Raw genomic sequence first — 22,555 nt, 5'->3', positions numbered from 1 at the left:
CGGAGGGCAAATTAACCAATGAAATCATCCAACATGTTCGCCGTTTCGTGGCAAGAGTCCTCTGGCGAGGCCCCCTGCGGGGTCGTATAGGTGGCAAAAGCATGCCGCCTTTGGCGGCAGATCGAGCGAGATCCATGTCCGACGCCGCGTTGCCGCTATCCGGTTCGCCTGAGGCCGACATCCTGTCGGCGCTCGGGGCGCGCTCGATCGTGCTCGTCGGCATGATGGGGGTGGGCAAATCCACCATCGGCCGCCGCATGGCGGCGCGGCTCAAGCTGCCTTTCGTCGACGCCGACACCGAGATCGAGGCGGCGGCCGGCATGACCATACCGGAAATTTTCGAGCGCCATGGCGAGCCGCATTTCCGCGACGGCGAGGCCCGCGTGATCGCGCGGCTGCTGGACGGTGGACCGATCGTGCTCGCGACCGGCGGCGGCGCCTTCATGCGCGAGGAGACGCGCGCGCGCATCGCCGCGAAGGCCGTCTCAATCTGGCTCAAGGCCGACCACGACGTCATCATGCGCCGGGTGCGGCGCCGTGCCGATCGCCCGCTGCTCCAGACCGCCGATCCCGAAGGAACCGTGACGCGCCTGCTCACCGAGCGCGAGCCGGTCTATCGCCATGCCGACCTCACCATCGCCTCGCGCGACGTGCCGCACGACAAGATCGTCGAGGAATGCATCGAGACGCTGCACGCCCATCTCTGCGGCGTGCCGCCTGCTGACGTTGCGAGTGCCGTACGATGACTGCGCCCTTGAAACATTCCGATCCTGTCAATGTCGATGTCGCGCTGGGCGAGCGCGCCTATGACATCGTCATCGGCCGCGGCGTGCTAGCCTCGCTCGGCGAGCGCGTCGCGCGCTTGCGCCCCGGCGTGCGCACCGCTGTTGTGACCGACCGCACCGTTGCGAAATATTGGCTCGAGCCGACCGAGGCTTCGCTTGCTGCCGCCGGCATTCCGACCGCGCGCATCGTGGTCGAGGAAGGCGAGATCTCCAAAACCTATGCCGGCCTGGAAAAGGTCAGCGAGGCCCTGATCGCCGCAAAAATCGAGCGCAACGATCTCGTCATCGCGCTCGGCGGCGGCGTGGTCGGCGATCTCGCCGGCTTTGCTGCGGCGATCCTGCGCCGCGGCGTCGATTTCGTGCAGGTGCCGACCTCGCTGCTGGCGCAGGTCGATTCCAGCGTCGGCGGCAAGACCGGCATCAACTCGCCGCAGGGCAAGAACCTGCTCGGCGCCTTTCACCAGCCGGTGCTGGTCATCGCCGACACCGCCGTGCTCGATACGCTGTCGCCGCGGCAATTCCGCGCCGGCTATGCCGAGGTCGCCAAATATGGCGTGCTCGGCGACGAAGCCTTCTTCAGCTGGCTGGAGAAGAACCATGCCGACATCTTCAGGGGTGGCTCGGCGCGCGAGCATGCCATCGCGACGTCGTGCCGCGCCAAGGCCGGCGTCGTCTCGCGTGATGAGCGCGAAACCGGCGAGCGTGCGCTGCTCAATCTCGGCCATACCTTTGGTCACGCACTGGAAGCGGCGACCGGCTTCTCCGACCGCCTGTTCCACGGCGAGGGCGTGGCGATCGGCATGACGCTGGCGGCGCAGTTCTCGGCCAAGCTCGGCATGATCGGCGAGCAGGACGCGGCGCGCGTCGAGCGGCATCTGGTCGAGGCTGGCCTGCCGACGCGTTTGCAGGACATCGCGGGTTTTGCCCAGGAAGGCCTTGCCGATGCCGACGCGCTGATGGCGCTGATGGCGCAGGACAAGAAGGTCAAGCGCGGCAAGCTCACCTTCATCCTGCTGGAGGCCGTCGGGCGCGCGGTGATCGCCAAGGATGTCGAGCCCGCCCCGGTGCGCGATTTCCTGCAAGAGAAGCTTGCGCAGAAGGCGTGATGCGCGGCTGAACGGCGCCAAAGCGTTTTTCGCGCGAAGTGGATACCGGTTCGCGTCAAGACAACGCGTCCAAACAAGAAGCTAGAGTGCTGCATGGACTGGCTCGGATTCACCATCGTCGTCCTCTGCCTCCTGGTCTCGGCGTTCTTCGCCGCGAGCGAGACCGCGCTGACCGGCGCCTCGCGCTCCAGCATGCTCAGGCTCTCCAAGCAGGGCAATCATGACGCCGACGTCGTCTCGCAGCTGCTCGACATGCGCGAACGCCTGATCGGCGCGCTGCTGCTCGGCAACAACATCGCCAATATCGGCTCCTCCGCGATCGCCACCGCGATATTCACGGCCTGGTTCGGTGATGTCGGCGTGCTCTATGCGACCGGGGTGATGACGGCGCTGGTCGTGATCTTCGCGGAGGTTCTGCCGAAGACCATCGCCATCAACGCGCCGGACCGCGTGGCGCTCGCGGTCGCACGCCCGATGCGGCTGACCATGTACGTGCTGGGGCCGCTGCTGCGGATCGTGGAAGTCATTGTGCGCCTGTTGCTGCGGCTGTTTGGCCTCGCCGGCGAGCACCAGGCGATCCTGTCGCCGACCGAGCGCCTGCGCGGTGCGGTCGACCTGTTGCACCACGAAGGCAAGTTCGAGAAGCATGATCGCGACATGCTCGGCGGCCTGCTCGATCTGCGCGAGCTCCAGGTCTCCGACGTCATGATCCATCGCACCGAGATGATGATGATCAATGCCGATTTGCCGCCGGAAGAGCTGGTGCGCGAGGTGCTGGCGACCGAATACACCCGAATCCCGCTGTGGCGCGAGAAGCCCGAGAACATCATCGGCGTGCTCCACGCCAAGGATCTCCTGCGCGCGATCCGCGCCTCCGACGGCGACACCTCGCGGATCGATGTCTCCACCATCGCGCTGCCGCCCTGGTTCGTGCCGGAGATGCGCCCGGTCTCCGAGCAGCTCAAGGCGTTCCGCCGCCGCAAGACCCATTTCGCGCTCGTCGTCGACGAGTACGGTGAGGTTGAAGGGCTCGTGACGCTGGAAGACATTTTGGAGGAGATCGTCGGCGACATCTCCGACGAGCACGACGTCGTGGTCGCGGGCGTGCGCGCCCAGCCGGACGGCTCGGTCGTGGTCGACGGCTCGGTGCCGATCCGCGATCTCAACCGCGCCATGGACTGGCACCTGCCCGACGAGGAGGCGACCACGGTGGCCGGCCTCGTCATTCACGAGGCGCGCTCGATCCCCGACCGCGGCCAGAGCTTTACCTTCCACGGCTTCCGTTTCCGCGTCCTCCGCCGCGAACGCAACCGCATCACCGCGCTCCGTATCTCACCGGTGCCGCGCGAGGCGGAGCTGGAGGAGGCAAAGCCGAGACGGGCCGGGACGTCGTTTTGATTCTTACCCTCCCCTGGAGGGGGATGGTCGATCGCGCGCAGCGCGAGCGGGGTGGGGTGATCTCTCCACTCGGGCAGTGCTCAGCGCGGAGAGACGGTCACCCCACCCTGCTTCGCATCTCGCTGCGCTCGGTGTGAAGCGACCCTCCCCCTCCAGGGAAGGGTAAGAGGAGATCACCCTTCCCCCGGCGCCTTCGCGTGGATCGCGAGCGCGTGGACGCCGCCGGCGAGTTCCGCCGCCAGCGCCGAATTTATCATGCGGTGGCGATCGACCCGGCTCTTCCCTTTGAAGGCCTCAGACACGATATACACACGGAAGTGTGTCTCGCCGCTCGGCCGATGGCCGGCGTGGCCCTCATGCAAGTGCGACTCGTCGACGACCTGCAGACTTTCCGGCCTGAAAGCTTCTTGCAACCTGTTGCTGATAGTGTCTCTGATAGCCATGTGTGTGCCATTAAGGTGCGCGATCGCACCCGGTCAATACCCGGGAGTCCCAGGTAATTGGGACCGGGTTTCCAGCTAATTGCAATGTCAAGACTTGAAGGTTTTTGCATTGCGTAGTCAAAGTCAGCCATGCCGATCGATTCATCAAAGTTCTTCGACTCCATCCGCGTCAAGCCGCGCGGCAAGCAGCCGGAAGCGATGCCGCGCGAGACCGTGGTCGCCTGCGAATGGACCGGCTGCCAGAACAAGGGCAGCCACCGCGCGCCGAAGGGGCGCGAGAATTCGCGCGAGTACTGGCACTTCTGCCTGGAGCACGTCCGCGAGTACAACCAGAACTACAATTTTTTCTCCGGCATGAATGCCGATGCGGTCGCACGCTACCAGAAGGATGCGCTGACCGGTCACCGCCCGACCTGGAAAATGGGCGCCAACGGCGGCAAGAAAGCTTCGGAAGCCGAGATCGATGGCGCCTTCGATCCGTTCAGCATGTTCAGTGAGATCAACGGCCGCGCCAGCTGGCGCCGCGGTCCCGAGGCTCAGCCCAAGGCCGAGACGCGCAAGGTGATGAACGCCGAGCGCAAGGCGCTCCAGGTCATGGGCCTCGGCCCCGACGCCACGCTCGCCGACGTCAAGACCAAGTACAAGGCCCTGGTGAAGCAGCACCACCCCGATGCCAATGGCGGCGACCGCTCGACCGAAGACCGCCTGATCGAGATCATCAAGGCGTATAACTATCTGAAGACGGTGGTGCGGGAGGCATAAGGCTACGCCTCCGGGAAGGACAGTTCGCAAACCAGTCCTTCCGGCTTCCACCACCGGGTCACCCGTCCGCGCAAGGTCCGGATGATGCCATCGACCGCGCCGATGCCAAAGCCCTTGCGCGTCGGCGGCTCATCGACCCTGGGACCGCCGCGCTCCGACCAGTGCAGCACCAGAGGTTCTGCACTATTGGTCTCCCAGCGGATCTCCAGCCGGCCCGAAGGCGTCGATAGCGACCCGTATTTGGCGGCGTTGGTCGCAAGCTCGTGCACGGCGACCGCGATCGATTGGGCGAGCGTCGCCGGCAGCCGGATGTCGTCTCCGGTGATGCTGATACGTTCGCCGTCTCCGCCTACGTAGGGCCGGAGTTCGTCTTCGACGATGGTCTTCAGACTCGCACCGGTCCAGCGCGACGCCGAGAACAGCCTCTGCACGTTGGCAAGCGCACTAAGTCGACCTTGAAACGCGGCCTGGAATTCTGCAGCGGTCTCGGCCTTCGTCAGCCGCAGTATCGCCTGCGTCACCGCGAGCAGATTGTTCGAACGATGATCGACCTCGTAGGCGAGGAGCATCATCCGCTGCTCGGCCTGCTTGCGAGCCGTGATGTCGACCAGCATGTTCACTGCGCCGACCAGTCGGTCGCGTTCGTCGCGCAGCGGCGTCGGATATGGCATGAAGCAAATCCGTGAGCCGTCCGGCCGTTCGGCCACAGCCTCGACGTCGCGCACCGGCCGGTTCTGCTTGAGCGCGATTGCCATGGGGCACTCATCGTGGGGGAGCGGCGTGCCGTCGGGCAGATAGAGCTTCCATGTCACGCACCACATCGCGCCGACCTCTGGCGTCCGTCCGGCAAAATCGATGCAGGCTTGATTGAAGAAGGTGATGCGGCCTTCTGCGTCGGTCGTATAGATCGCGGCGGGCAGCGCCTGGAGCAAGTCCCGGAATCGCCTCTCGGAATCCGCGCCGTCAGCGCTCCTGCTCGCTGCTTGCCTCGCGATCTCGCCGATCCTGGCCTCGTCCGAATGTCCAAGCAAGTCCAGCATCGCGTTCCTCTGCGGGGCCAGATCAGGCAATTCGCCGGCCGCGCATTCGTTCCACAGTGCTCGTCGGAGACGTATAGACCCTTCTCAACCTGTCGTAGATCAGGACTTTGCCTGCACGACAGCGGAGTGGGAGCTCCGCTGTCGCCTTTCCCTTAGTCCTTAGCCGCGTAGCCTGGATGGAGCGTCAGCGTAATCCGGGTCTTTCTCACACAAGCGATTTTCCCGGATTTCGCTTCGCTCCATCCAGGCTACTTCATCATTCCTTCGGCATGGCCCCCACATAGGACGAACTCGGCCGGATCAGCCGTCCCGTGCGCTGCTGCTCGCGCGCATGCGCGGTCCATCCTGCCGCACGCGCCACCGCGAAGATCGGCGTAAAGGCCTGCCTCGGAATTGCGAGTGCATCGAGCAGGATGGCGGTGAAGAACTCGACATTGGTCTCCAGCGGCCGGTCTGGGTTCTTCTTGCGCAGCGCGCTACGGATATACGCCTCGACCTCGCCGGCAAATGGCAAGTCGGCGCCATTGGAAGCCAGTGCCTCGATCGCGGTCTTCAGCACGTCGGCACGCGGGTCGCGCACGCGATAGACGCGGTGACCAAAGCCCATCATCCGCTCGCCGCGTGCCAGCGCCGCATCGACCCAGCTCTGGATGCGTTCGCGCGAGCCGATCGCATCGAGCATCTCAAGCACCGGCTCCGGCGCGCCGCCATGCAAGGGGCCGGTGAGCGCGCAATAGCCCGCGGTCACGGCGGCGAACAGATCGGCTTGCGTCGAGGCCACCACGCGCGTCGTGAAGGTCGAGGCATTCATGCCGTGGTCGCAGACGGTGACGAGATAGGCATCGAGCGCGGTGACCTCGCGCGTTGCAGGCGCCCGCCCGTGCAGCATGCGCAGCGTGTCGGCGGCGTGGCTCACGCTGGGATCGGGCGCGACCGGCTCGAGCCCTTTTGCGCGGCGGACCAGCGCGCCGGCGATCACCGGAAACGCGCCGACGATGGTGGCCTCGTGCTCCAGACCGTGTTCGGCGCGAAGTCCCGCGACCGCCGCGCGAAACCCGTCGATGATGCCCATGCCCTGTGTCGCCGGCAACAGGTCCGGCAATCGCGCGAAGGCGCGCTCGCGCGCGGCACCCAGGCTCGCCCGGACATTGGCTTCGCTTAAGCTGGTCTTGCTGGCGCCGTTCCAGAGCCGGGCGGTGACGCCCTCGAAGCTCGATTTGGCGGCGAGGCTGCCGACATGCTCGCCGGCGATGATCAGCTCGCCGCGCTCGCCATCGACATGGCTCAGCACGGTCTCGGCCGCGGGAACGCCGTCCAGCCCGATCTGGCTTTTGGTGAGGTGGATGTTCATGGCCCAAGCTCCTGTTTGACGCACGGGAAAGGTCGGACCTCTCGACAGATTGATCAATCTTGATTACATAAATCAATATGAAAAATTCCAGCGAGCTCTACCTCTCCGCCCGGGAAGCCGCCGCCGAGCTCGCGATCTCGCCGGCCACGCTCTACGCCTATGTCAGCCGCGGCCTGATCCGCTCCGAGCCGACACCGGATTCCCGCAAGAACCGCTACCGCGCCGAGGACGTCCGCGCCCTGAAGGAGCGCCGGGTGCCGTCGCCGGAGCCGAGGGGCCTGCGCAGCTTCGACGCCGACCTGCCGGTGATGGACACGGAGATCTCGACCATCACCGAGGAGGGCGCGATCTACCGCGGGGTCAACTGCGTCGATCTCGCCGAGAGCGACACGCTGGAGCACACGGCGACGCTGCTGTGGGACGTCTCCGGCGTCGATCCGTTTGATCCGGACAATCAGCCCCTTCTTTCAGAGGAGATGCGGACGATCGGGCAGGCCGCGCGGCGGGCGGCGCCGATCGACCGCGCCATCGCCGTGCTTGCGCTGGCCGCGAGCGCCGATCCGCGCGCTTTCACCCGCGCGCCCGATGGCCGCGCCATGGTCGGCGCGCGCATCGTCCGCCTGCTGGTCGCGACCATGCTCAATGCCGAGCCATCGGCCGAACCGCTGCATCAGCAGGTTGCGAAAGCGTGGGCGGCCGACAACAAGCATGCTCCCGATCTGATCCGCCGCGCGCTCGTGCTGCTCGCCGACCATGAATTGAACGCCTCGACCTTCACCGCGCGCTGTGCCGCCTCGACCGGTCTCAATCTCTATGACGCAGTGATCGCCGGCCTCGCCGCGCTGAAAGGGCCCAAGCATGGCGGCGCCGGCGTGCTGGCCTCGCAGCTCGTGAAGACGCTGATCGATCGCGACGTCGAGCCGATGGTGCGCGAGCGCGTCGCGCTCGGCGAGCGCTTTGCCGGCTTCGGCCATGGCGTCTACAAGCGCGGCGATCCCCGCGCGCAATCGCTGCTGAATGCCTTGTCGCGCGCCGGCGCACCGCGAAAGTTCACCCGCGAGGTGCCGGAGCGGATCGCGGAGGCGACCGGCGAGTTCGTCAACATCGACTATGCACTCGCCGTGCTCGTGCACGCCCTGCGCCTGCCCGCCGGCAGCGAGCTCGCTCTGTTCGCCATGGCCCGCAGCGTCGGCTGGATCGCCCACGCCAGCGAGCAATTGCAGTTCGGCAAGCTGATCAGGCCGCGGGCGCGGTATGTGGGACCGGCACCGGGACGGAGGGCGGGGGGTGTTGGTTAGGGACGTTGCGAGAGCGGCCCTCTCCGCCGTCGTCCTGGCGAAAGCCAGGACCCATACCGCGGAATCTACCGATGCGGACGCTAGGAGTACCGAGCGCCTAATCTTCGCCAAACAACGCCTTGGGGTAATGGGTCCTGGCTTTCGCCAGGACGACTCGAGGGAAAGTCCTCAACCCCGCGGCTTCGCTTCCGCGACACCGCTGCCGTGCCTTCGGCGGATGAACCAGAGCCCAACGCTCACCACGATCGCCACGGCCACCACGGTCAAAATCCAGATGTGCTTGCCGACATGCCCATGATGATGCAGCCCGGCATATTCATGCAGCGCTGAGACCGCCAGCACGCCCGGCAGCACATGCGCGGGGGCCCAGGCCAGGATCGCCGGGATGTTCACTGCGTAAAACTTCGCTGGCGCCATGCCGAGCGCACCGGCGGTAACGGGCACGAAGGCGCGGATCGGGGGCACGAAGCGGGCGAAGAACACCGCCCAGGTGCCGAAGCGATGGAAGAAGCTCTCGCTCTGCGCGACCAGCCGCGGATAGTTCATCAGCGGCCAGGTATCGAGGATCTCGCGTTGCTGCCGGTGCCCGATCCAATAGGCCGATCCGTCCCCGAGCACCGCGCCGAGTGCGGCCGCCAGCAGCACCCAGGGCAGCTTCAGCTCGCCGCCCGGAACCAGCGCGCTCAGCGCCAGGATGATGGTCGAGCCGGGGATCACCGACCCCACGACCGGCACCGCTTCGAGCAGCGCCGCCAGGAACAGGGTCAGATAGGCCAGCCACGCATGGGCCGAGACGAAGGCGATGAAGGGATCGAGGAAGGATGTCACGTCGTCTCTGTAGCGGGCTGGAGTACCGGAATTCAGACCCTACATAGGTAAGCACATGCGGCAACAGTGCCATCCGCGCAGGCAGAGGCGTCGGCCGCCCGGAAATCGAGCGTGATTCGCAAGGCAGCCCTCCAAAAACTGCGTTCCTTGCCTATCTAAATGAAAAGACAATGGAACTTTGATTGGTGGGCGGGCTTCTGCCGGCCACCTGTCTCTGATAGGTTGAGTTTCAGCACCCAGCCGCAGCCAACGTGCGAATAACCGGTTTCGGGACCGCCCGGGACCTCGGAGGATTGATGACGACCGCCGCCCTGTCCAAAGTTGAGGAAGTTTCCGGTCAGCCCGACATGAAAGTGTCGGTGCGCCAGGTGTTCGGGATCGACAGCGATCTCGAAGTCCCGGCCTATTCCGAAGTCGATCCTCATGTGCCCGAAGTGGATTCCGATTACCGCTTCGACCGCGCCACCACGCTCGCCATTCTCGCCGGCTTTGCCAAGAACCGCCGCGTGATGGTGACCGGCTATCATGGCACCGGCAAATCCACCCATATCGAGCAGGTCGCCGCGCGCCTGAACTGGCCCTGCGTGCGCGTCAACCTCGACAGCCACATCAGCCGTATCGACCTCGTTGGCAAGGACTCGATCGTGGTCAAGGACGGCAAGCAGGTCACCGAATTCCGCGACGGCATTTTGCCCTGGGCGCTGCAGAACAACGTCGCGCTGGTGTTCGACGAATACGACGCCGGCCGCCCCGACGTGATGTTCGTGATCCAGCGCGTGCTTGAGGTCTCCGGCCGCCTGACGCTCTTGGACCAGAACAAGGTGATCAAGCCGCATCCGGCGTTCCGCCTGTTCGCCACGGCGAACACCGTCGGACTCGGCGATACCTCGGGCCTCTATCACGGCACCCAGCAGATCAACCAAGGCCAGATGGACCGCTGGTCGATCGTCACCACGCTGAACTATCTCAGCCATGACGAGGAAGTGGAGATCGTGCTGGCCAAGGCCAAGCACTATCGCACTCAGGAGGGCCGCGACATCGTCAACAAGATGGTGCGCCTCGCTGACCTCACCCGCAACGCCTTCGCCAACGGCGATCTGTCGACGGTGATGAGCCCGCGCACGGTGATCACCTGGGCGGAGAACTCCGACATCTTCGGCGATATCGGCTTCGCCTTCCGCGTCACCTTCCTCAACAAATGCGACGAGCTCGAGCGTCCGCTGGTCGCCGAGTTCTACCAGCGCTGCTTCAACGCGGAGCTGCCGGAATCGGCGGTGAACGTGGCGCTGAGCTGAGGTTTGATGTCGTCCCGGCCTAGTGCGCAATTGCGCACGGGAGCCGGGACCCATACCGCGTGATGTCTCGATTGAAGCGACGCTGATAGTTTCCTGACCCAACGACGGCCGGTGGTTATGGGTCCCGGCTTTCGCCGGGACGACGGATTAAGGTGATATGACCACCTCCAACTCCAAATTCCGCAGCAACAAGGAAGCGCCGACCGAGCCGTTCAAGCGCTCGGTCGCCTCCTGCCTGAAGGCGATCGCGAAATCGCCCGAGCTCGACATCTCATTCGCGGCCGAGCGTCCCGGCCTTGCGCCCGGCAAGGCGCGGCTGCCGGAGCCCGCGCGCAAGATGACGAGGCGTGACGCCGCGATCGTGCGCGGCCATGCCGATTCCATCGCGCTCAAGCTCGCCTGTCACGATCCGAAAGTTCATCGCAAGCTGATGCCGGGCAATCCGCAGGCGCGCGGCGTGTTCGAGGCGGTGGAGCAGGCGCGGGTCGAGGCGATCGGCGCGCGCCGCATGGCGGGCGTTGCCAAAAATCTCACCGCGATGCTCGACGATCATTTCCATCGCGGCAAGTTCGACGAGATCACCGACCGCGCCGATGCGCCGCTCGCCGATGCGCTGGCGATGCTGGTGCGCGAGCGCCTGACCGGCATGGCGCCGCCGGCGGCTGCGAAGAAGATGGTCGATCTCTGGCGGCCCATTCTCGAGGACAAGATCGGCAGGCGGCTCGACCGGCTCGACGGCGTCCTCGAGGACCAGACCCGGTTCGGCGATGCCGTGCATGATCTGCTCTCGGCGCTCGAGCTCGGCGACGAGCGCAACGCCGATACCGAGGACAATGACGAGAACGACGAGAACCAGGATGGCGACAACGACCAGTCCGGCGCCGAGGGCTCGCCCGATTCCGATGCCGCGCAGGAGATGAGCGCCGACCAGGCCCAGGCGACATCGGAGGAGATGAGCGAGAGCGCGATGGAAAGCGCGCAGGCCTCGACCTCGGATACCTTCGACGACGGCGAACTCGGCGATGACGAGACCCCGGGCGAGGCGACGCGTCCGAACGCGCACGGCAGGAACGAGCCGCGTGGGCCGGAATATCATGCCTTCGCGCCGAAATTCGACGAGGTCATCGCGGCCGAGGATCTCTGCGACCATGACGAGCTGGAGCGTCTGCGCGCCTATCTCGACAAGCAGCTCGCGCATCTGCAAGGCATCGTCGCCCGCCTCGCCAACCGGCTGCAGCGCCGGCTGATGGCGCAGCAGAACCGCGCCTGGGAGTTCGATCTCGAAGAGGGCATCCTCGATCCCGCGCGGCTGTCGCGCGTCGTCACCGATCCCTATCACCCGCTGTCCTTCATGCATGAGAAGGAGGCGACGTTCCGCGACACCGTGGTGACGCTGCTGCTCGACAATTCCGGCTCGATGCGTGGACGCCCGATCACGGTCGCCGCGACCTGCGCCGACATTCTCGCGCGCACGCTGGAGCGTTGCGGCGTCAAGGTCGAGATTCTCGGCTTCACCACGCGCGCCTGGAAGGGCGGGCAATCGCGTGAAGCCTGGCTTGCCGCCGGCAAGCCGGCCAATCCCGGCCGTCTCAACGATCTCCGCCACATCATCTACAAATCGGCCGATGCCCCCTGGCGTCGTGCGCGAAAGAATCTCGGGCTGATGATGCGCGAGGGCCTCCTGAAGGAGAACATCGACGGCGAGGCTCTGGACTGGGCGCACAAGCGCCTGCTGGCGAGGGCCGAGCAGCGCAAGATCCTGATGATGATCTCGGACGGCGCGCCGGTCGACGATTCCACGCTGTCGGTCAATCCCGGCAACTATCTCGAGCGGCACCTGCGCCACATCATCGAGGAGATCGAGACCCGCTCGCCGGTCGAGCTGATCGCGATCGGCATCGGCCACGACGTGACGCGCTATTATCGCCGCGCGGTGACGATCGTGGACGCCGAGGAGCTCGGCGGCGCCATCACCGAGAAGCTCGCCGAGCTCTTCAGCGAGACCAACACCGTGCCGACGCAAGCGCCCGGCCGGCCGCGCCGCAAATTGCATTCGTGAGCAACCATCAATCCCGCCGCAGCTTTCTCGGCCACGCGGCGGCGGGATTTTCCATTCTGACGATGCCGCGATTGGCGCGGGCGCAAGCGCAGTTGCAGCCCGCGACCGAGCCGCCGCCGCGCGCGCTCCAGCTCGAGCACGCCGTCGCTGCGCCCGTCAGCGTCGAGGTCAACGCGCGCAGCATTCCCAATTTCGAGTCGCGCGACCGCGCGCGCACGCGCTTCGGCTCGCTGGATTTTCGCAGCGGCCTGGTGCTGACCTCGCCCTATCGCGGTTTCGGCGGCCTGTCCGGCATCCGCTTTCTCGACAACAAAGGTGAACGCTTCCTCGCGATCTCCGATCAGGGCGGCTGGTTCACCGGCACCATCCGCTATTCCGGCCGCGAGATGGTTGGGCTCGCGGACGTCGAGGCCGCGCCGCTGCTCGGTGCTGACGGGCGGCCGATCACGGATAAGCGGCTCTGGTACGACAGCGAGTCGCTCGCGCGCGACGGCAACCTCGTCTATGTCGGGCTCGAGCGCGTCAACCAGATCCTGCGCTATGATTTCGCCAAGGGCGGCACCCGCGCCCGCGGCGAGGTGATCGCGGTGCCGCCTGCGGTCCGCAAGCTGCCCTACAACAAGGGGCTGGAGGCGCTCGTCGTCGTTCCCAAGAACCAGAACCAGGCGCTCGCAGGCACGCTGATCGCCTTCTCCGAGCGCGGGCTCGACGCCGACGGCAATCTCGTCGCGTTCCTGATCGGCGGCCCGACGCCGGGCCAGTTCAGCGTGCGGCGCTCCGAGAACTTCGACATCAGCGACGCGGTGCTGCTGGCCTCGGGCGATCTCCTCATCCTCGAACGCAAATTCTCCTGGTTCACCGGCGTCAACATCCGCATCCGCGCGATCCCCTTGAAGTCGATCGCGCCGGGCGCGCTGGTCGACGGCCTCATGCTGTTTTCCGCCGATCTCGGCCACGAGATCGACAACATGGAAGGCATCGACGCCCATGTCACGGCCGAGGGCGACACCGTGCTGACCCTGATCTCCGACGACAATTTCTCGATGCTGCAGCGGACATTGTTGCTGCAATTCACGCTGGTGGAGTAGCTCTCAGCTGTCGTCCCGGCGAAGGCCCTAGGGCATGCACATATCTCTGAGGCTCCATCCTGCTGCGACGGCGTGGAAGTATTCGAGGCCGTTCTTGAAGGTGATCGGGCCCGGCGGCTTGGACGATGGGTAGCCGTCCCAGCCGCCGAGGCGACCAATGATCCAGGCGGCCCAAGCGAGGCTATCGGGCGGATGTGGGTTCTTTAATCGCTTGCTCCCGGCTTCGAGTTGACGGTTGAGGGCGGTGAGCACGTTAATTTGGCCGTTGTCGAAGGCAGCGAGAATGGGTTGGCGACTGCCATTGCGGGCCTGCAGAAGTTGGATTGTGATGACGGCCGCCTTAGCGGCAATCGCGACCAGCTTGAGAAGGCGATCGGCGGTTCCGATCTGGCTGTCTTCGAGCTTGAAGCCTTGTGTCTTCAGGATGCGGAAGAACTGCTCGATGATCCAGCGTTGCTTGTACCATTGGACGATGCGCCAGGCGTCCTCGATGCCGGTAACCTCGTGAGAGGTGAGAAGCCGCCAGTGCAGCGGCTCTACCCCGGTTTCGGCATTGATCTCGCGCACATCGACCACCGCCAATGGCAAGCTTTCCGGCAGATGGCGCAGGAACTTACTCTGTGGGCGGGCGAGCTCGATTGCGCCAAAGCGAAGTTCGAGGTGAGCCAGGCGGGCGGGCCGCGCGGCGCGCGCAGGCAATTGGATCGCACGCCGATCCACCGCGGCCATGGCATCGCTGACCTCATACAAGCCGCTGCGGTCGGCAAGCTTGCGATCATGCATGCTGCGCGCGATGACGTGGAAGTGTTGCTCGGCCGAGCTGGCATAAAGGGCAAAAATATCGCTCTCGCGGTCACCCAGCACCGTCACCGCTGTGGCCTTGGTGAGGAGCGGCTTGGCCGCCATGGCAGTGGATATCCAGCGCTGCGATTCCTTGTCCGATAACTCCCGATCGTCGTGCGAGGTCGTGCGGCGACCTGTGCGCGTCCATATCTGCCCGCTCAAAAGTCCAAGACAGTTGCCGTCATCGGCATCCACAGCCAGCAGCGGATGCAGCAGCACGCCGTGGTTATTGCCTTTGCCGATTTCTCCGAGCCCGCGCCGGCGTTGCGGTGTGGTGTTGAAGTGGATCTCGCTGGTGTCCTGGATGGCCAGCACGTGGCGGCCCTCTACCGCAGCGACCGTGCTTTCGCTCCAGCTTTCGATGATCCGCTCCACCGTCACCTTGTCATGGCCAAGAAAGCGGTTGAACCGCACTTCCAGCGCGCGGTTCCCCCTGGAGAGCTGCCGAAGGCAGACAGTTTTGCCCACAACCATGCGTTCGACGAACGCCGCCCCCCTTTATCGAGACGACGATCCCCGAACCGGCCCAGCGTCCAGTCAATCCGTGACAACATCGCGGCACCCCGTCCAAATCATGGAGTGCCGCAATACGAATCACACAGAACTCTGATTCTGGAATCCTCCCAGGCCGATCCGAGTCAATCCGCCGCACCAGATATGTGCATGCCCTAGGGCGAAGGCCGGGACCCATACCGCGAGGTCCATCGATCGCGGATGTTGCTAATCCCGAACGAGCAGCCTTCGTCAAACTCCTCCCTGTGGTTATGGGTCCCGGCCTCCGCCGGGACGACGGCGGAGATTGTGGTGCGACCTTCGGCCAAGCCAGCACCGCAATGCATGGCCCCACGGGCCCCCATTCCCGCCGCGCGCCTAGCAATCCGCGTTTGCCTCACTACACTCCCTGCAGCATCCTCCATCCCCCGGAACTCCCGCATGAGCGCCCTGTTTTCCCCGATCAAGCTGCGCGGACTGACGTTGAAGAACCGCGTCGTGGTGTCGCCGATGTGCCAATATTCGGCCGATGACGGCGTCGCCACGGATTGGCACTTCACCCACATCAACAATCTCAGCCTGTCGGGCGCGGCGATGTTCTGCATCGAGGCGACGCATGTCGAGGCGATCGGCCGCATCACGGCGGGCTGCCTCGGGCTCTACAGCGATGCCTGCGAAGCCGCCTTGAAGCCGATCCTCCATTCGGTGCGCAAGCATTCCTCCACGGCGATCGGGATGCAGCTTGCCCATGCCGGCCGCAAAGCCTCCAGCGCGCGGCCCTGGGAGGGCGGCCAGCTGATTCCGATCGAGCACGGCGGCTGGCAGGCGGTTGCGCCATCAGCCGTGCCGCACAAGGAGGGCGAGGCCGCCCCGCTCGCGCTCGATGCCGCCGGCCTCAAGCGCATCCGCGAGGCCTTCGTCGATTGCACAAAGCGCGCCGCGCGGCTCGGCATCGATGCCATCGAGGTCCATGGCGCGCACGGTTATCTTCTGCACCAGTTCCTCTCGCCGATCTCGAACAGGCGCACCGACGTCTATGGCGGCTCGCTCGAGAACCGCATGCGCTTTCCGCTCGAGGTGTTCGACGCGGTGCGCGCCGTATTCCCCGCCGACAAACCGGTGGGCATGCGGGTGTCGTCGACCGACTGGGTCGAGGGCGGCTGGGATCTGACGCAGACCATCGCCTTTGCCAAGGCGCTGAAGGCACGCGGCATCGACTGGATCGATGCCTCCTCGGGCGGCGTCTCGCCGCTGCAGAAGATTCCGCTCGGCCCCGGCTATCAGGTGCAGTTCGCAGAGGCCATCAAGCGCGAGACCGGATTGCCCACCATCGCCGTCGGCCTGATCAGCGAAGCCAAGCAGGCGGAAGAGATCGTCGCCAGCGGCAAGGCCGACATGGTCGCGCTCGCCCGCGGCATGCTCTACGACCCCCGGTGGGCGTGGCACGCCGCCGCGGACGTCGGCGGCGAGGTTGAAGCCCCGCCGCAATACTGGCGCTCGCAGCCCTCGACGCAAAAGGCGCTGTTCGGCAGGACCACGTTCGGGGCGCGGTGAGTTCTTCACCTCTCCCCGCTTGCGGGGAGAGGTCGGATCGCATCGCAGATGCGATCCGGGTGAGGGGGTACAGGTGCGGCGCTACGCTCGTGTGGGGAGAGAGGCCCCTCACCCCAACCCTCTCCCCGTAAGAACGGGGAGAGGGAGTAACCTCACGCATCCGTAAAACTCCTCGCCTTCCACGCACCCCAAAACTGGCCTAACCTGTCTCCTCAACGCCTCACGGAGGCCGGCCATGCGTTTTGGTGTTCGCAAAACTGCCCATGTGTTCGAGCGCGTGGGTCTTGCGATGGCGGGGGCGGCGTGCGGATTGTTCGTCGGCGCCTATGTGGGATCGGCGATCTCCTCGCTCACCACGCAGGGCTTCCTGCTGGTGATGATGGTGCTCGGCTTCATCGGCTTCTATCTCGGCATCGATACGCCGCAAATGCCCTTCGACGACGCGCACAACGCCATCGACGCTGCGGAATTTCTGAGCTCGGCCGGCACGCTCTGCGCCACGCTCACCGCGCTCGCCTCCGTCGCCGTCATCGTGCTGAGGCTCGATCCGCACATCAACTTCGCCTGGCTTGCTCTCTTCGGCTGGTCCGCCGGCGTCGCCATGCAGATCGTCGCGGGCGCGAAGGCCAGGATGCGGAAGTAGGCTTTCTGACCCTCCCCTGGAGGGGGAGGGTCGATCGCGCAAAGCGCGAGCGGGGTGGGGTGATCTCTCCCCACGGGCAGCGTGCGAAGTGGAGAGACCTTCACCCCACCCCGTCTCATGTCTCGCTTCGCTCAACATGAGCCGACCCTCCCCCTCCAGGGGAGGGTAAGCACGCAGCCCCTAAAACACCACGCCCACCCGCGTCCCGCGCTTCCAGGCGATGCGGCAGCGCTTCTTGGTGTTGACGTGCAACAGCTCGAACCGATCGGGGATGCTCACCTGTCCGCCGAGATCGACGCAGGCCCCGCCGGGCGAATAGTCGATCAGCGTGCAGGGAATCACGGGCGCGCGCGGGTCGGTGATGATCTTGGCCTGGCGCGACACCAGCCCCGAAGGCTTCACGCGGGCATATTTGCGCGGATAGTGCGGCACGTCTCCTCCAGCTCCGCTGTCTCGCGGTGATCGGAGGCGATGATGGAAGAGAGATGATGCGATCCCGCTAAGGCAGGGCGGAGAATTTTAATGAAAAGCTGCAGCGACTGCAGAAAGCGGCGGTAGCGGGGTGCCACCCTCCCCTGGAGGGGGAGGGTCGATCGCGCGAAGCGCGAGCGGGGTGGGGTGATCTCTCCACTCGGGCAGTGTTCGATGCGGAGAGGCCGTCACCCCACCCCGTCTCACATTTCGCTCCGCTCCATGTGATCCGACCCTCCCCCTCCAGGGGAGGGTAGCAGTGTGCCCGCATCGTCTCCCCCATGCGGCCCCACCGGCATCGGCACCGTCACAAAATCCTTCGGCAGATTCACCGGCCGATAGTCCGGCTCCACCGCCATCCGCTTCACCACGCTCTCATGCACATGCGCGCCTTCGGGGATGACGCGCGGCTCGCTGTCGGGAATGTAGAAGCCGAGCGCCACCTTCCGCTCCGGCCATTCCTTGTACTTCGCGCTCTTCGGCAAATACTCCAGCAGCCGCCAGCCCGCCGTCATGGAGTTGTGCAGCACGCCGGTCTTGCCGGTGAAGGCGGGCGCGACATAGCTGAACGGTGAGTTCTTGCGCTGGATGCCGAAGGCGAGCTGGTTCACGGTGCGCGGGTTGAAGTTCAGCCCCGCCTTCGCGGCCTCCTCGATCATCCAGATCAGCGGATATTTCGACTCCCCGCTCTCCGCCTCCGGATAGCCGCCGCCGACGTCGCTGTGCACGCCGGCGAACCACACCTGCAGAATGTCCTGCGGCACCTTCTTCTCGTCCGGCACATAGCGGTTGCTCCAGAACTCCTGCGGCTCCCTGTATTGCTTCAGGCGGAACATGCAGCGCCGCTCGTCGATCGCGACCGCCTGGCGGAAGATCTTGACGCTCGGATTGCGCAGCGTGAAGGCGAGCTCCTCGAAGCTCGGCCAATACAGCCGGTCGGCGCGCGGCACGATCACGCTCGCCACCGTATCCCAGACGCCGATGAAGTGGATGGTCGGCCAGCGCGTCGAGGTGATGCGCGCGAACTGCGCGGCGAGATCGAATTGGTCCTTCGGCAGCGGCCCGCTCTCGTCGGTCGCGATATCCGTGAGGTCCTCGATGTCGTTGCCGCGCCCGGTGCCGGAATATTGCTTGTAGGCGATGAGGCCGCTGCCTGCGAGGTTCACCTGCTCCGGCGAGATCAGCCCGACCTTGTGGATCAGCCCCGCCAGCACCCGCACGGTATAGGCCCCGCGCGAGAAGCCGAACAAATAAATCTTGTCGCCCGGCGCATAATGCTGAACCAGGAAGCAATAGGCTGACAGCACGTTGTCATCGAGCCCGTAGCCGGTGGCGAGCCCCAGCACCAGGTTGATATTGGCCTTCCAGCGATTCCACGTCGTCGGCTCCGTCACCGTGCCGACCCCGGGATCGTAAAACACCATCTGCCGCGGCTGCGTCTTGTCGGTCTTGCGCAGGCAGCGATAGAGCTTCAGGACGTTGGAGATGTTCTCCGAGATCTCGTTGCCGGTGCCGTCACAGCAGATGACGATGTTCTTCGGCTCTGGCTTGGTGGTGTGGGCGGGTTCCATGGGATGCGCCTCGAGGTGATGCTACCGGGGCGAGTATAGCGGAAATGGACGGCGGCGAGCAGCCGAAGGCGGCGTCGCCGGCATTTTGCCCCATCTCTCACCTGTTGACATTAACAACTTGTTAACCATGCCGTCGCCTAATGTGGACGAGTGGGGGATCACCATGTCGGCCCATGTGACGCGACCGAAATTGATGCCTGTTTCGGCCGATCCAGCCTTTCGTTCGCTTGCCAGGCTGGCGGTTCGCGCCAAGGCCGTCCTACAGACCAAAACGGCTGTCGTACGGAGCAAAGCCATGTTTGGAAAGGACGACTTAGTGGACAATCTCAGCCGCGATCTCGATCGCGCGCGCGGAAGACGCGATGCACTCGCATCCGAAGCCACGACCCTGACGGCCCAGATCGCCGAAATCGAAGCCCGCCTTTCGGAAGAGAAGAAAAGGCGGGAGCGTGAGCGCGTCTTGTGCGAGATCGAAGCGATCAAAACGCGAGTCAAGCAAGCCGCCGGCGCGTTTGCACCCGTCGTCGATGGTCTCTCCAAGGCGATCGAGTCGGCTGCGGCAGTCGTGCCCGAGGCGCGCGAGCTCAACAGTTTCCTGGTGTCGGTGGCGACCGAAATCGACAGCGTGCTCGATCCCCTGTTGCGCGAACTGGATCAGCGCGCGGATGCGGTGCGAACAGGCCACGTCGCGCTGGACCTGCCGAGTTCGGCCAATGAAGCGCCGCCCATCGAGCTGCCGAAAGACAGCAACGAACGCCTGCTTCGTTTTCCAGCATGGCTGTCTCGCGACAAGGAGACGGACAAGAAGGAAACAGCGGAGAGCCCGCGCAGCACGGCCGCGTGAAGTTGGCAGGTGGCTGCTTTCCCTTCTCCCCTTGTGGGAGAAGGTGGCGCGCAGCGCCGGATGAGGGGTATCTCTCCTCGAACTCACTGCAATAGCTTCGCGCGCGGAGAGAACCCCTCACCCGGCTTCGCTATCGCGAAGCCACCCTCTCCCACAAGGGGAGAGGGTGATACGCATCGAAAGATGCGATCCGGGTGAGGGGATGCGGGCTCACTGAGCGCCGCGGCCCCTCACCCGGATTGCTCAGGCGCGCAATTGCGCGCCATAGCAATCCGACCTCTCCCCGCTGGGGAGAGGTGGACCTCCGGCCGAACCTGATTTCATCGCGCTTTGGAGCCGCGTAGCAGCGGTCCATATCCGGCATTGCAACGAGTAACTCCCCTCTCGCCACCGCTCAGTTGGCGGCGCGGCGCAGGAAGGCGGGGATATCGAGAACGGCCTCGTCGGGCGCGTTGCGCGCAGCGGTGCGGCCGTAAGGATCGAGCGGCCGGTCGGCGGCGTGGCGTGCATGTTCCAGGCTCGGCCTTGCCGGTGGCCCCACGGGGTGGTGCGGGCGCAGCGGCGGGCTTTCCACTTGCGCAAGGGGTGCACTGCGCTCGATGCGATCGGCGATGCGCCGGCCGTCGTTGCGCAGCCGGCCGGCGAGCTGGGTGAGGGCGGTTTCCACTGGTTGCGCCTGAATTGCGGGGTCGAGATTATCGATGCCGGTCGCCACCACCGAGACGCGGACGATGCCTTCGAGGCTGTCGTCAAACGACGCGCCGACGATGATGTTGGCGTCCGGGTCGGCCTCGTCGCGAATGCGGGTCGCGGCTTCGTCGACCTCGTACAGCATGAGATCCTTGCCGCCGGTGATGGAGATGATGAGGCCACTGGCGCGCTTGATCGAGGGATTCTCGATCAATGGATTGGAGATCGCGGCCACGGCGGCGGCGAGCACGCGCTTCTCGCCGGACGCCTCGCCCCGTCCCATCATGGCCTTGCCCTTCTCCTTCATGACGGAGAGGACGTCGGCGAAATCGAGATTGATCAGGCCTTCCTTGACGATGAGGTCGCTGATGCAGGCCACGCCCGAATAGAGCACCTGGTCGGCAAGGGCGAAGGCGTCGGCGAATGTGGTCTTGTCGCTGGCCACCCGGAACAGGTTCTGGTTCGGGATGATCAAGAGGGTGTCGACCGTCTTCAGCAACTCCTCGATGCCGGCTTCGGCAAAGCGCATGCGGCGCTGGCCCTCGAAGTAGAACGGCTTGGTGACCACGCCGATCGTGAGAATGCCGAGCTCGCGCGCGGCCCTGGCGACGATGGGGGCAGCCCCGGTGCCGGTGCCGCCGCCCATGCCGGCCGTCACGAACACCATGTGTGCGCCGGTCAATTGATCGCGGATCGTATCGATCGCCTCTTCGGCTGCGGCGCGTCCCAATTCCGGCTGCGAGCCGGCGCCGAGGCCTGCGGTTACCTTTGTGCCGAGCTGGATCAGGTGCCTCGCCTTCGACATGGCCAGCGCCTGCGCGTCGGTATTGGCGACCACGAACTCGACGCCTTGCAGCCCGGCCGTGATCATGTTGTTGACCGCATTGCCGCCGGCGCCGCCGACCCCGAACACGACGATGCGGGCCTTCATTTCGTGGATATCGGTGATGCCAGTCATGCTTCCCTCGTGATTGCTCCGGCATGCCGGGGATGGAGATGAGTATCGCGTGCTACCTGCAGGCCGCGCGGTCTGCTTGCACGATCGCAGCGGCCAGATGTCCCAATCGACGCGCGGCGTGCCCCGCGATCGCGCCGCCAGCCCGGCGACCGGTCCGCAAGTCCGCCACTTCGTCTTCCAGTCGTGCCGCCCACGCATTGGCAGCCATCGTCTCGGCGGCCGCCTGCATCAGCTCGATCGTGAGGCGATCGGCGCGCTCGCGCTCGCGCTCGAAATCGGCCCTTGTGTTGGCTGCCACCATTTCGAGCCATGCGACCTCCGCCTTGAAGGCCGCGATCTTGAAGGCCTCGATCTTGGCCAGGGAGGCATCGATCGGGTCTGCCCGGCGGCCGCGTCGCGGGCGGGGTGTGTAGCGGAGCTCGGAGAAATCAACGCTCACCAGCGCCTTGCCGTCCTCCGACCGCGAGCGCGGCCACCGGCGGCGTCTCGCCAGCGAACGCGCGGCCTCTCGCGAGATAGCGAGGCGGGCACTGAGATCGGCATACGTCAACAACTCAACGCACATCGGCGCTTCTCCTGGAGCGAACCGGGAAGGCATTTCGAGCTAATGATGGCTGGACGATTGCCGCAGGCTAGGCTGCGTTGGTTAATGGACGGTTAACGCGCGAGAGGCGCCGTTTACGAGTGTCGTCAGCGTGCCGATCCCGGGATCGTAGGGCAGCATCTGCCGCGGCTGCGTCTTGCCGGGCTTGCGCAGGCAGCGATCGAGCTTCAGGAGGTTGGAGATGCTCTCCGAGATCTCGTCGCGGTGCCGTCCCAGCAGATGACGAAGCTTTTTGGGTCGGGTTTGGCTGCGTGCTCCATGGGATGCGCTTCCGGGTGATGCTACCGGGGCGAGAATAGCGGATTTGCGGAGGTTGGTTGATGTCTTCGTGACGATCTTGTTGGCCTGCACGGGAATTCAGAGCCATCAGCCGCCAGCCTCTCATCAACTCTGCGAGGTCGTCGACCTGTAATTCGAAGGCAGGCATCGGTG

The 22,555-nt window shown here is 65.3% G+C and carries 21 protein-coding genes; 11 read left to right on the top strand and 10 right to left on the bottom strand.

Annotated features, from left to right (window positions below):
* The first annotated feature begins 134 nt into the window (after positions 1 to 134).
* The 3 genes from ACR9YP_RS03365 (at position 135) to ACR9YP_RS03355 (ending at position 3,289) form a co-directional block, all read left to right on the top strand.
* Entirely contained in the window at positions 135 to 746 is a 612-nt protein-coding gene (locus tag ACR9YP_RS03365) for a shikimate kinase (protein ID WP_164939658.1), read from the top strand.
* A complete protein-coding gene (gene aroB / locus ACR9YP_RS03360; RefSeq protein WP_474219014.1) occupies positions 743 to 1,891 on the top strand; it encodes a 3-dehydroquinate synthase in 1,149 nt (382 codons plus the stop codon). The genes ACR9YP_RS03365 and aroB overlap by 4 nt, the downstream gene beginning before the upstream one ends.
* 93 nt (positions 1,892 to 1,984) lie before the next feature.
* Positions 1,985 to 3,289, top strand: a complete 1,305-nt coding sequence (locus ACR9YP_RS03355) for an HlyC/CorC family transporter (protein WP_091893423.1) — start codon at positions 1,985 to 1,987, stop codon at positions 3,287 to 3,289.
* Between the two features lie 173 nt (positions 3,290 to 3,462).
* On the opposite strand, the gene ACR9YP_RS03350 is transcribed toward ACR9YP_RS03355, so the two are convergent.
* Positions 3,463 to 3,732, bottom strand: a complete 270-nt coding sequence (locus ACR9YP_RS03350; protein ID WP_091893424.1) for a BolA family protein — start codon at positions 3,730 to 3,732, stop codon at positions 3,463 to 3,465.
* A 129-nt stretch (positions 3,733 to 3,861) separates the two neighbouring features.
* Between ACR9YP_RS03350 and ACR9YP_RS03345 the strand changes: the two genes are divergently transcribed.
* Positions 3,862 to 4,494, top strand: coding sequence for a J domain-containing protein (locus ACR9YP_RS03345; RefSeq protein WP_438104045.1), 633 nt, complete (start codon positions 3,862 to 3,864; stop codon positions 4,492 to 4,494).
* A 2-nt stretch (positions 4,495 to 4,496) separates the two neighbouring features.
* Here the strand turns inward: ACR9YP_RS03345 and ACR9YP_RS03340 are convergent, their stop codons facing one another.
* On the bottom strand, positions 4,497 to 5,534 hold the full coding sequence (locus ACR9YP_RS03340) for a sensor histidine kinase (RefSeq protein WP_438104046.1): 1,038 nt from the start codon (positions 5,532 to 5,534) through the stop codon (positions 4,497 to 4,499).
* Between the two features lie 256 nt (positions 5,535 to 5,790).
* Positions 5,791 to 6,885 (bottom strand): citrate synthase/methylcitrate synthase, encoded by a 1,095-nt coding sequence (locus tag ACR9YP_RS03335; protein WP_438104048.1) that lies wholly within the window; start codon positions 6,883 to 6,885, stop codon positions 5,791 to 5,793.
* Between the two features lie 77 nt (positions 6,886 to 6,962).
* On the opposite strand from ACR9YP_RS03335, the gene ACR9YP_RS03330 reads away from it, so the two are divergent.
* Positions 6,963 to 8,183, top strand: coding sequence for a citrate/2-methylcitrate synthase (locus ACR9YP_RS03330; RefSeq protein WP_438104049.1), 1,221 nt, complete (start codon positions 6,963 to 6,965; stop codon positions 8,181 to 8,183).
* Positions 8,184 to 8,351: 168 nt separating this feature from the next.
* Here the strand turns inward: ACR9YP_RS03330 and ACR9YP_RS03325 are convergent, their stop codons facing one another.
* Positions 8,352 to 9,011 carry a DedA family protein gene (locus ACR9YP_RS03325; RefSeq protein ID WP_438104051.1) on the bottom strand — a complete coding sequence of 220 codons (660 nt, stop codon included), beginning with the start codon at positions 9,009 to 9,011 and terminating at the stop codon, positions 8,352 to 8,354.
* Positions 9,012 to 9,307: 296 nt separating this feature from the next.
* Between ACR9YP_RS03325 and cobS the strand changes: the two genes are divergently transcribed.
* The 3 genes from cobS to ACR9YP_RS03310 all read left to right on the top strand — a co-directional run bounded on the left by cobS (position 9,308) and on the right by ACR9YP_RS03310 (position 13,453).
* Positions 9,308 to 10,306: a cobaltochelatase subunit CobS gene (gene cobS, locus ACR9YP_RS03320; protein ID WP_091893436.1), complete on the top strand. Its 999-nt coding sequence runs from the start codon at positions 9,308 to 9,310 to the stop codon at positions 10,304 to 10,306.
* Between the two features lie 157 nt (positions 10,307 to 10,463).
* Positions 10,464 to 12,365 carry a cobaltochelatase subunit CobT gene (cobT, locus tag ACR9YP_RS03315; RefSeq protein ID WP_474219013.1) on the top strand — a complete coding sequence of 634 codons (1,902 nt, stop codon included), beginning with the start codon at positions 10,464 to 10,466 and terminating at the stop codon, positions 12,363 to 12,365.
* Positions 12,362 to 13,453, top strand: a complete 1,092-nt coding sequence (locus tag ACR9YP_RS03310) for an esterase-like activity of phytase family protein (protein WP_438104052.1) — start codon at positions 12,362 to 12,364, stop codon at positions 13,451 to 13,453. The genes cobT and ACR9YP_RS03310 overlap by 4 nt, the downstream gene beginning before the upstream one ends.
* Before the next feature lie 27 nt (positions 13,454 to 13,480).
* On the opposite strand, the gene ACR9YP_RS03305 is transcribed toward ACR9YP_RS03310, so the two are convergent.
* Positions 13,481 to 14,770 (bottom strand): IS4 family transposase, encoded by a 1,290-nt coding sequence (locus ACR9YP_RS03305; RefSeq protein WP_438103448.1) that lies wholly within the window; start codon positions 14,768 to 14,770, stop codon positions 13,481 to 13,483.
* Positions 14,771 to 15,229: 459 nt separating this feature from the next.
* Here ACR9YP_RS03305 and ACR9YP_RS03300 point away from each other — a divergent pair, with 459 nt between their 5' ends.
* Together ACR9YP_RS03300 and ACR9YP_RS03295 are read left to right on the top strand one after the other, a co-directional pair.
* A complete protein-coding gene (locus ACR9YP_RS03300) occupies positions 15,230 to 16,342 on the top strand; it encodes an NADH:flavin oxidoreductase/NADH oxidase (protein ID WP_474219012.1) in 1,113 nt (370 codons plus the stop codon).
* Positions 16,343 to 16,577: 235 nt separating this feature from the next.
* Positions 16,578 to 16,985, top strand: a complete 408-nt coding sequence (locus ACR9YP_RS03295; RefSeq protein ID WP_370989505.1) for a hypothetical protein — start codon at positions 16,578 to 16,580, stop codon at positions 16,983 to 16,985.
* A gap of 180 nt (positions 16,986 to 17,165) precedes the next feature.
* Here ACR9YP_RS03295 and ACR9YP_RS03290 read toward each other — a convergent pair whose 3' ends face one another.
* Complete coding sequence (locus ACR9YP_RS03290; RefSeq protein ID WP_091893446.1) at positions 17,166 to 17,417, bottom strand: PilZ domain-containing protein; 252 nt, start codon at positions 17,415 to 17,417, stop codon at positions 17,166 to 17,168.
* Between the two features lie 242 nt (positions 17,418 to 17,659).
* Positions 17,660 to 19,027, bottom strand: coding sequence for a DUF2235 domain-containing protein (locus ACR9YP_RS03285; protein WP_474219010.1), 1,368 nt, complete (start codon positions 19,025 to 19,027; stop codon positions 17,660 to 17,662).
* 163 nt (positions 19,028 to 19,190) lie between these two features.
* Between ACR9YP_RS03285 and ACR9YP_RS03280 the strand changes: the two genes are divergently transcribed.
* Entirely contained in the window at positions 19,191 to 19,871 is a 681-nt protein-coding gene (locus ACR9YP_RS03280; protein WP_370989507.1) for a hypothetical protein, read from the top strand.
* 394 nt (positions 19,872 to 20,265) lie between these two features.
* On the opposite strand, the gene ftsZ is transcribed toward ACR9YP_RS03280, so the two are convergent.
* From ftsZ to ACR9YP_RS03265, 3 genes are all read right to left on the bottom strand, one after another.
* Entirely contained in the window at positions 20,266 to 21,519 is a 1,254-nt protein-coding gene (gene ftsZ, locus ACR9YP_RS03275; protein ID WP_438104056.1) for a cell division protein FtsZ, read from the bottom strand.
* Between the two features lie 52 nt (positions 21,520 to 21,571).
* Positions 21,572 to 21,958 carry a hypothetical protein gene (locus ACR9YP_RS03270; RefSeq protein WP_438104058.1) on the bottom strand — a complete coding sequence of 129 codons (387 nt, stop codon included), beginning with the start codon at positions 21,956 to 21,958 and terminating at the stop codon, positions 21,572 to 21,574.
* Positions 21,959 to 22,165: 207 nt separating this feature from the next.
* Positions 22,166 to 22,474, bottom strand: coding sequence for a hypothetical protein (locus ACR9YP_RS03265; protein ID WP_438104059.1), 309 nt, complete (start codon positions 22,472 to 22,474; stop codon positions 22,166 to 22,168).
* Positions 22,475 to 22,555 lie beyond the last annotated feature (81 nt).

Source organism: Bradyrhizobium sp. BR14999, from assembly GCF_056106085.1.
The sequence above is the reverse complement of the archived record's forward strand: the minus strand, read 5'-3'. Positions and strand labels throughout refer to the sequence as shown.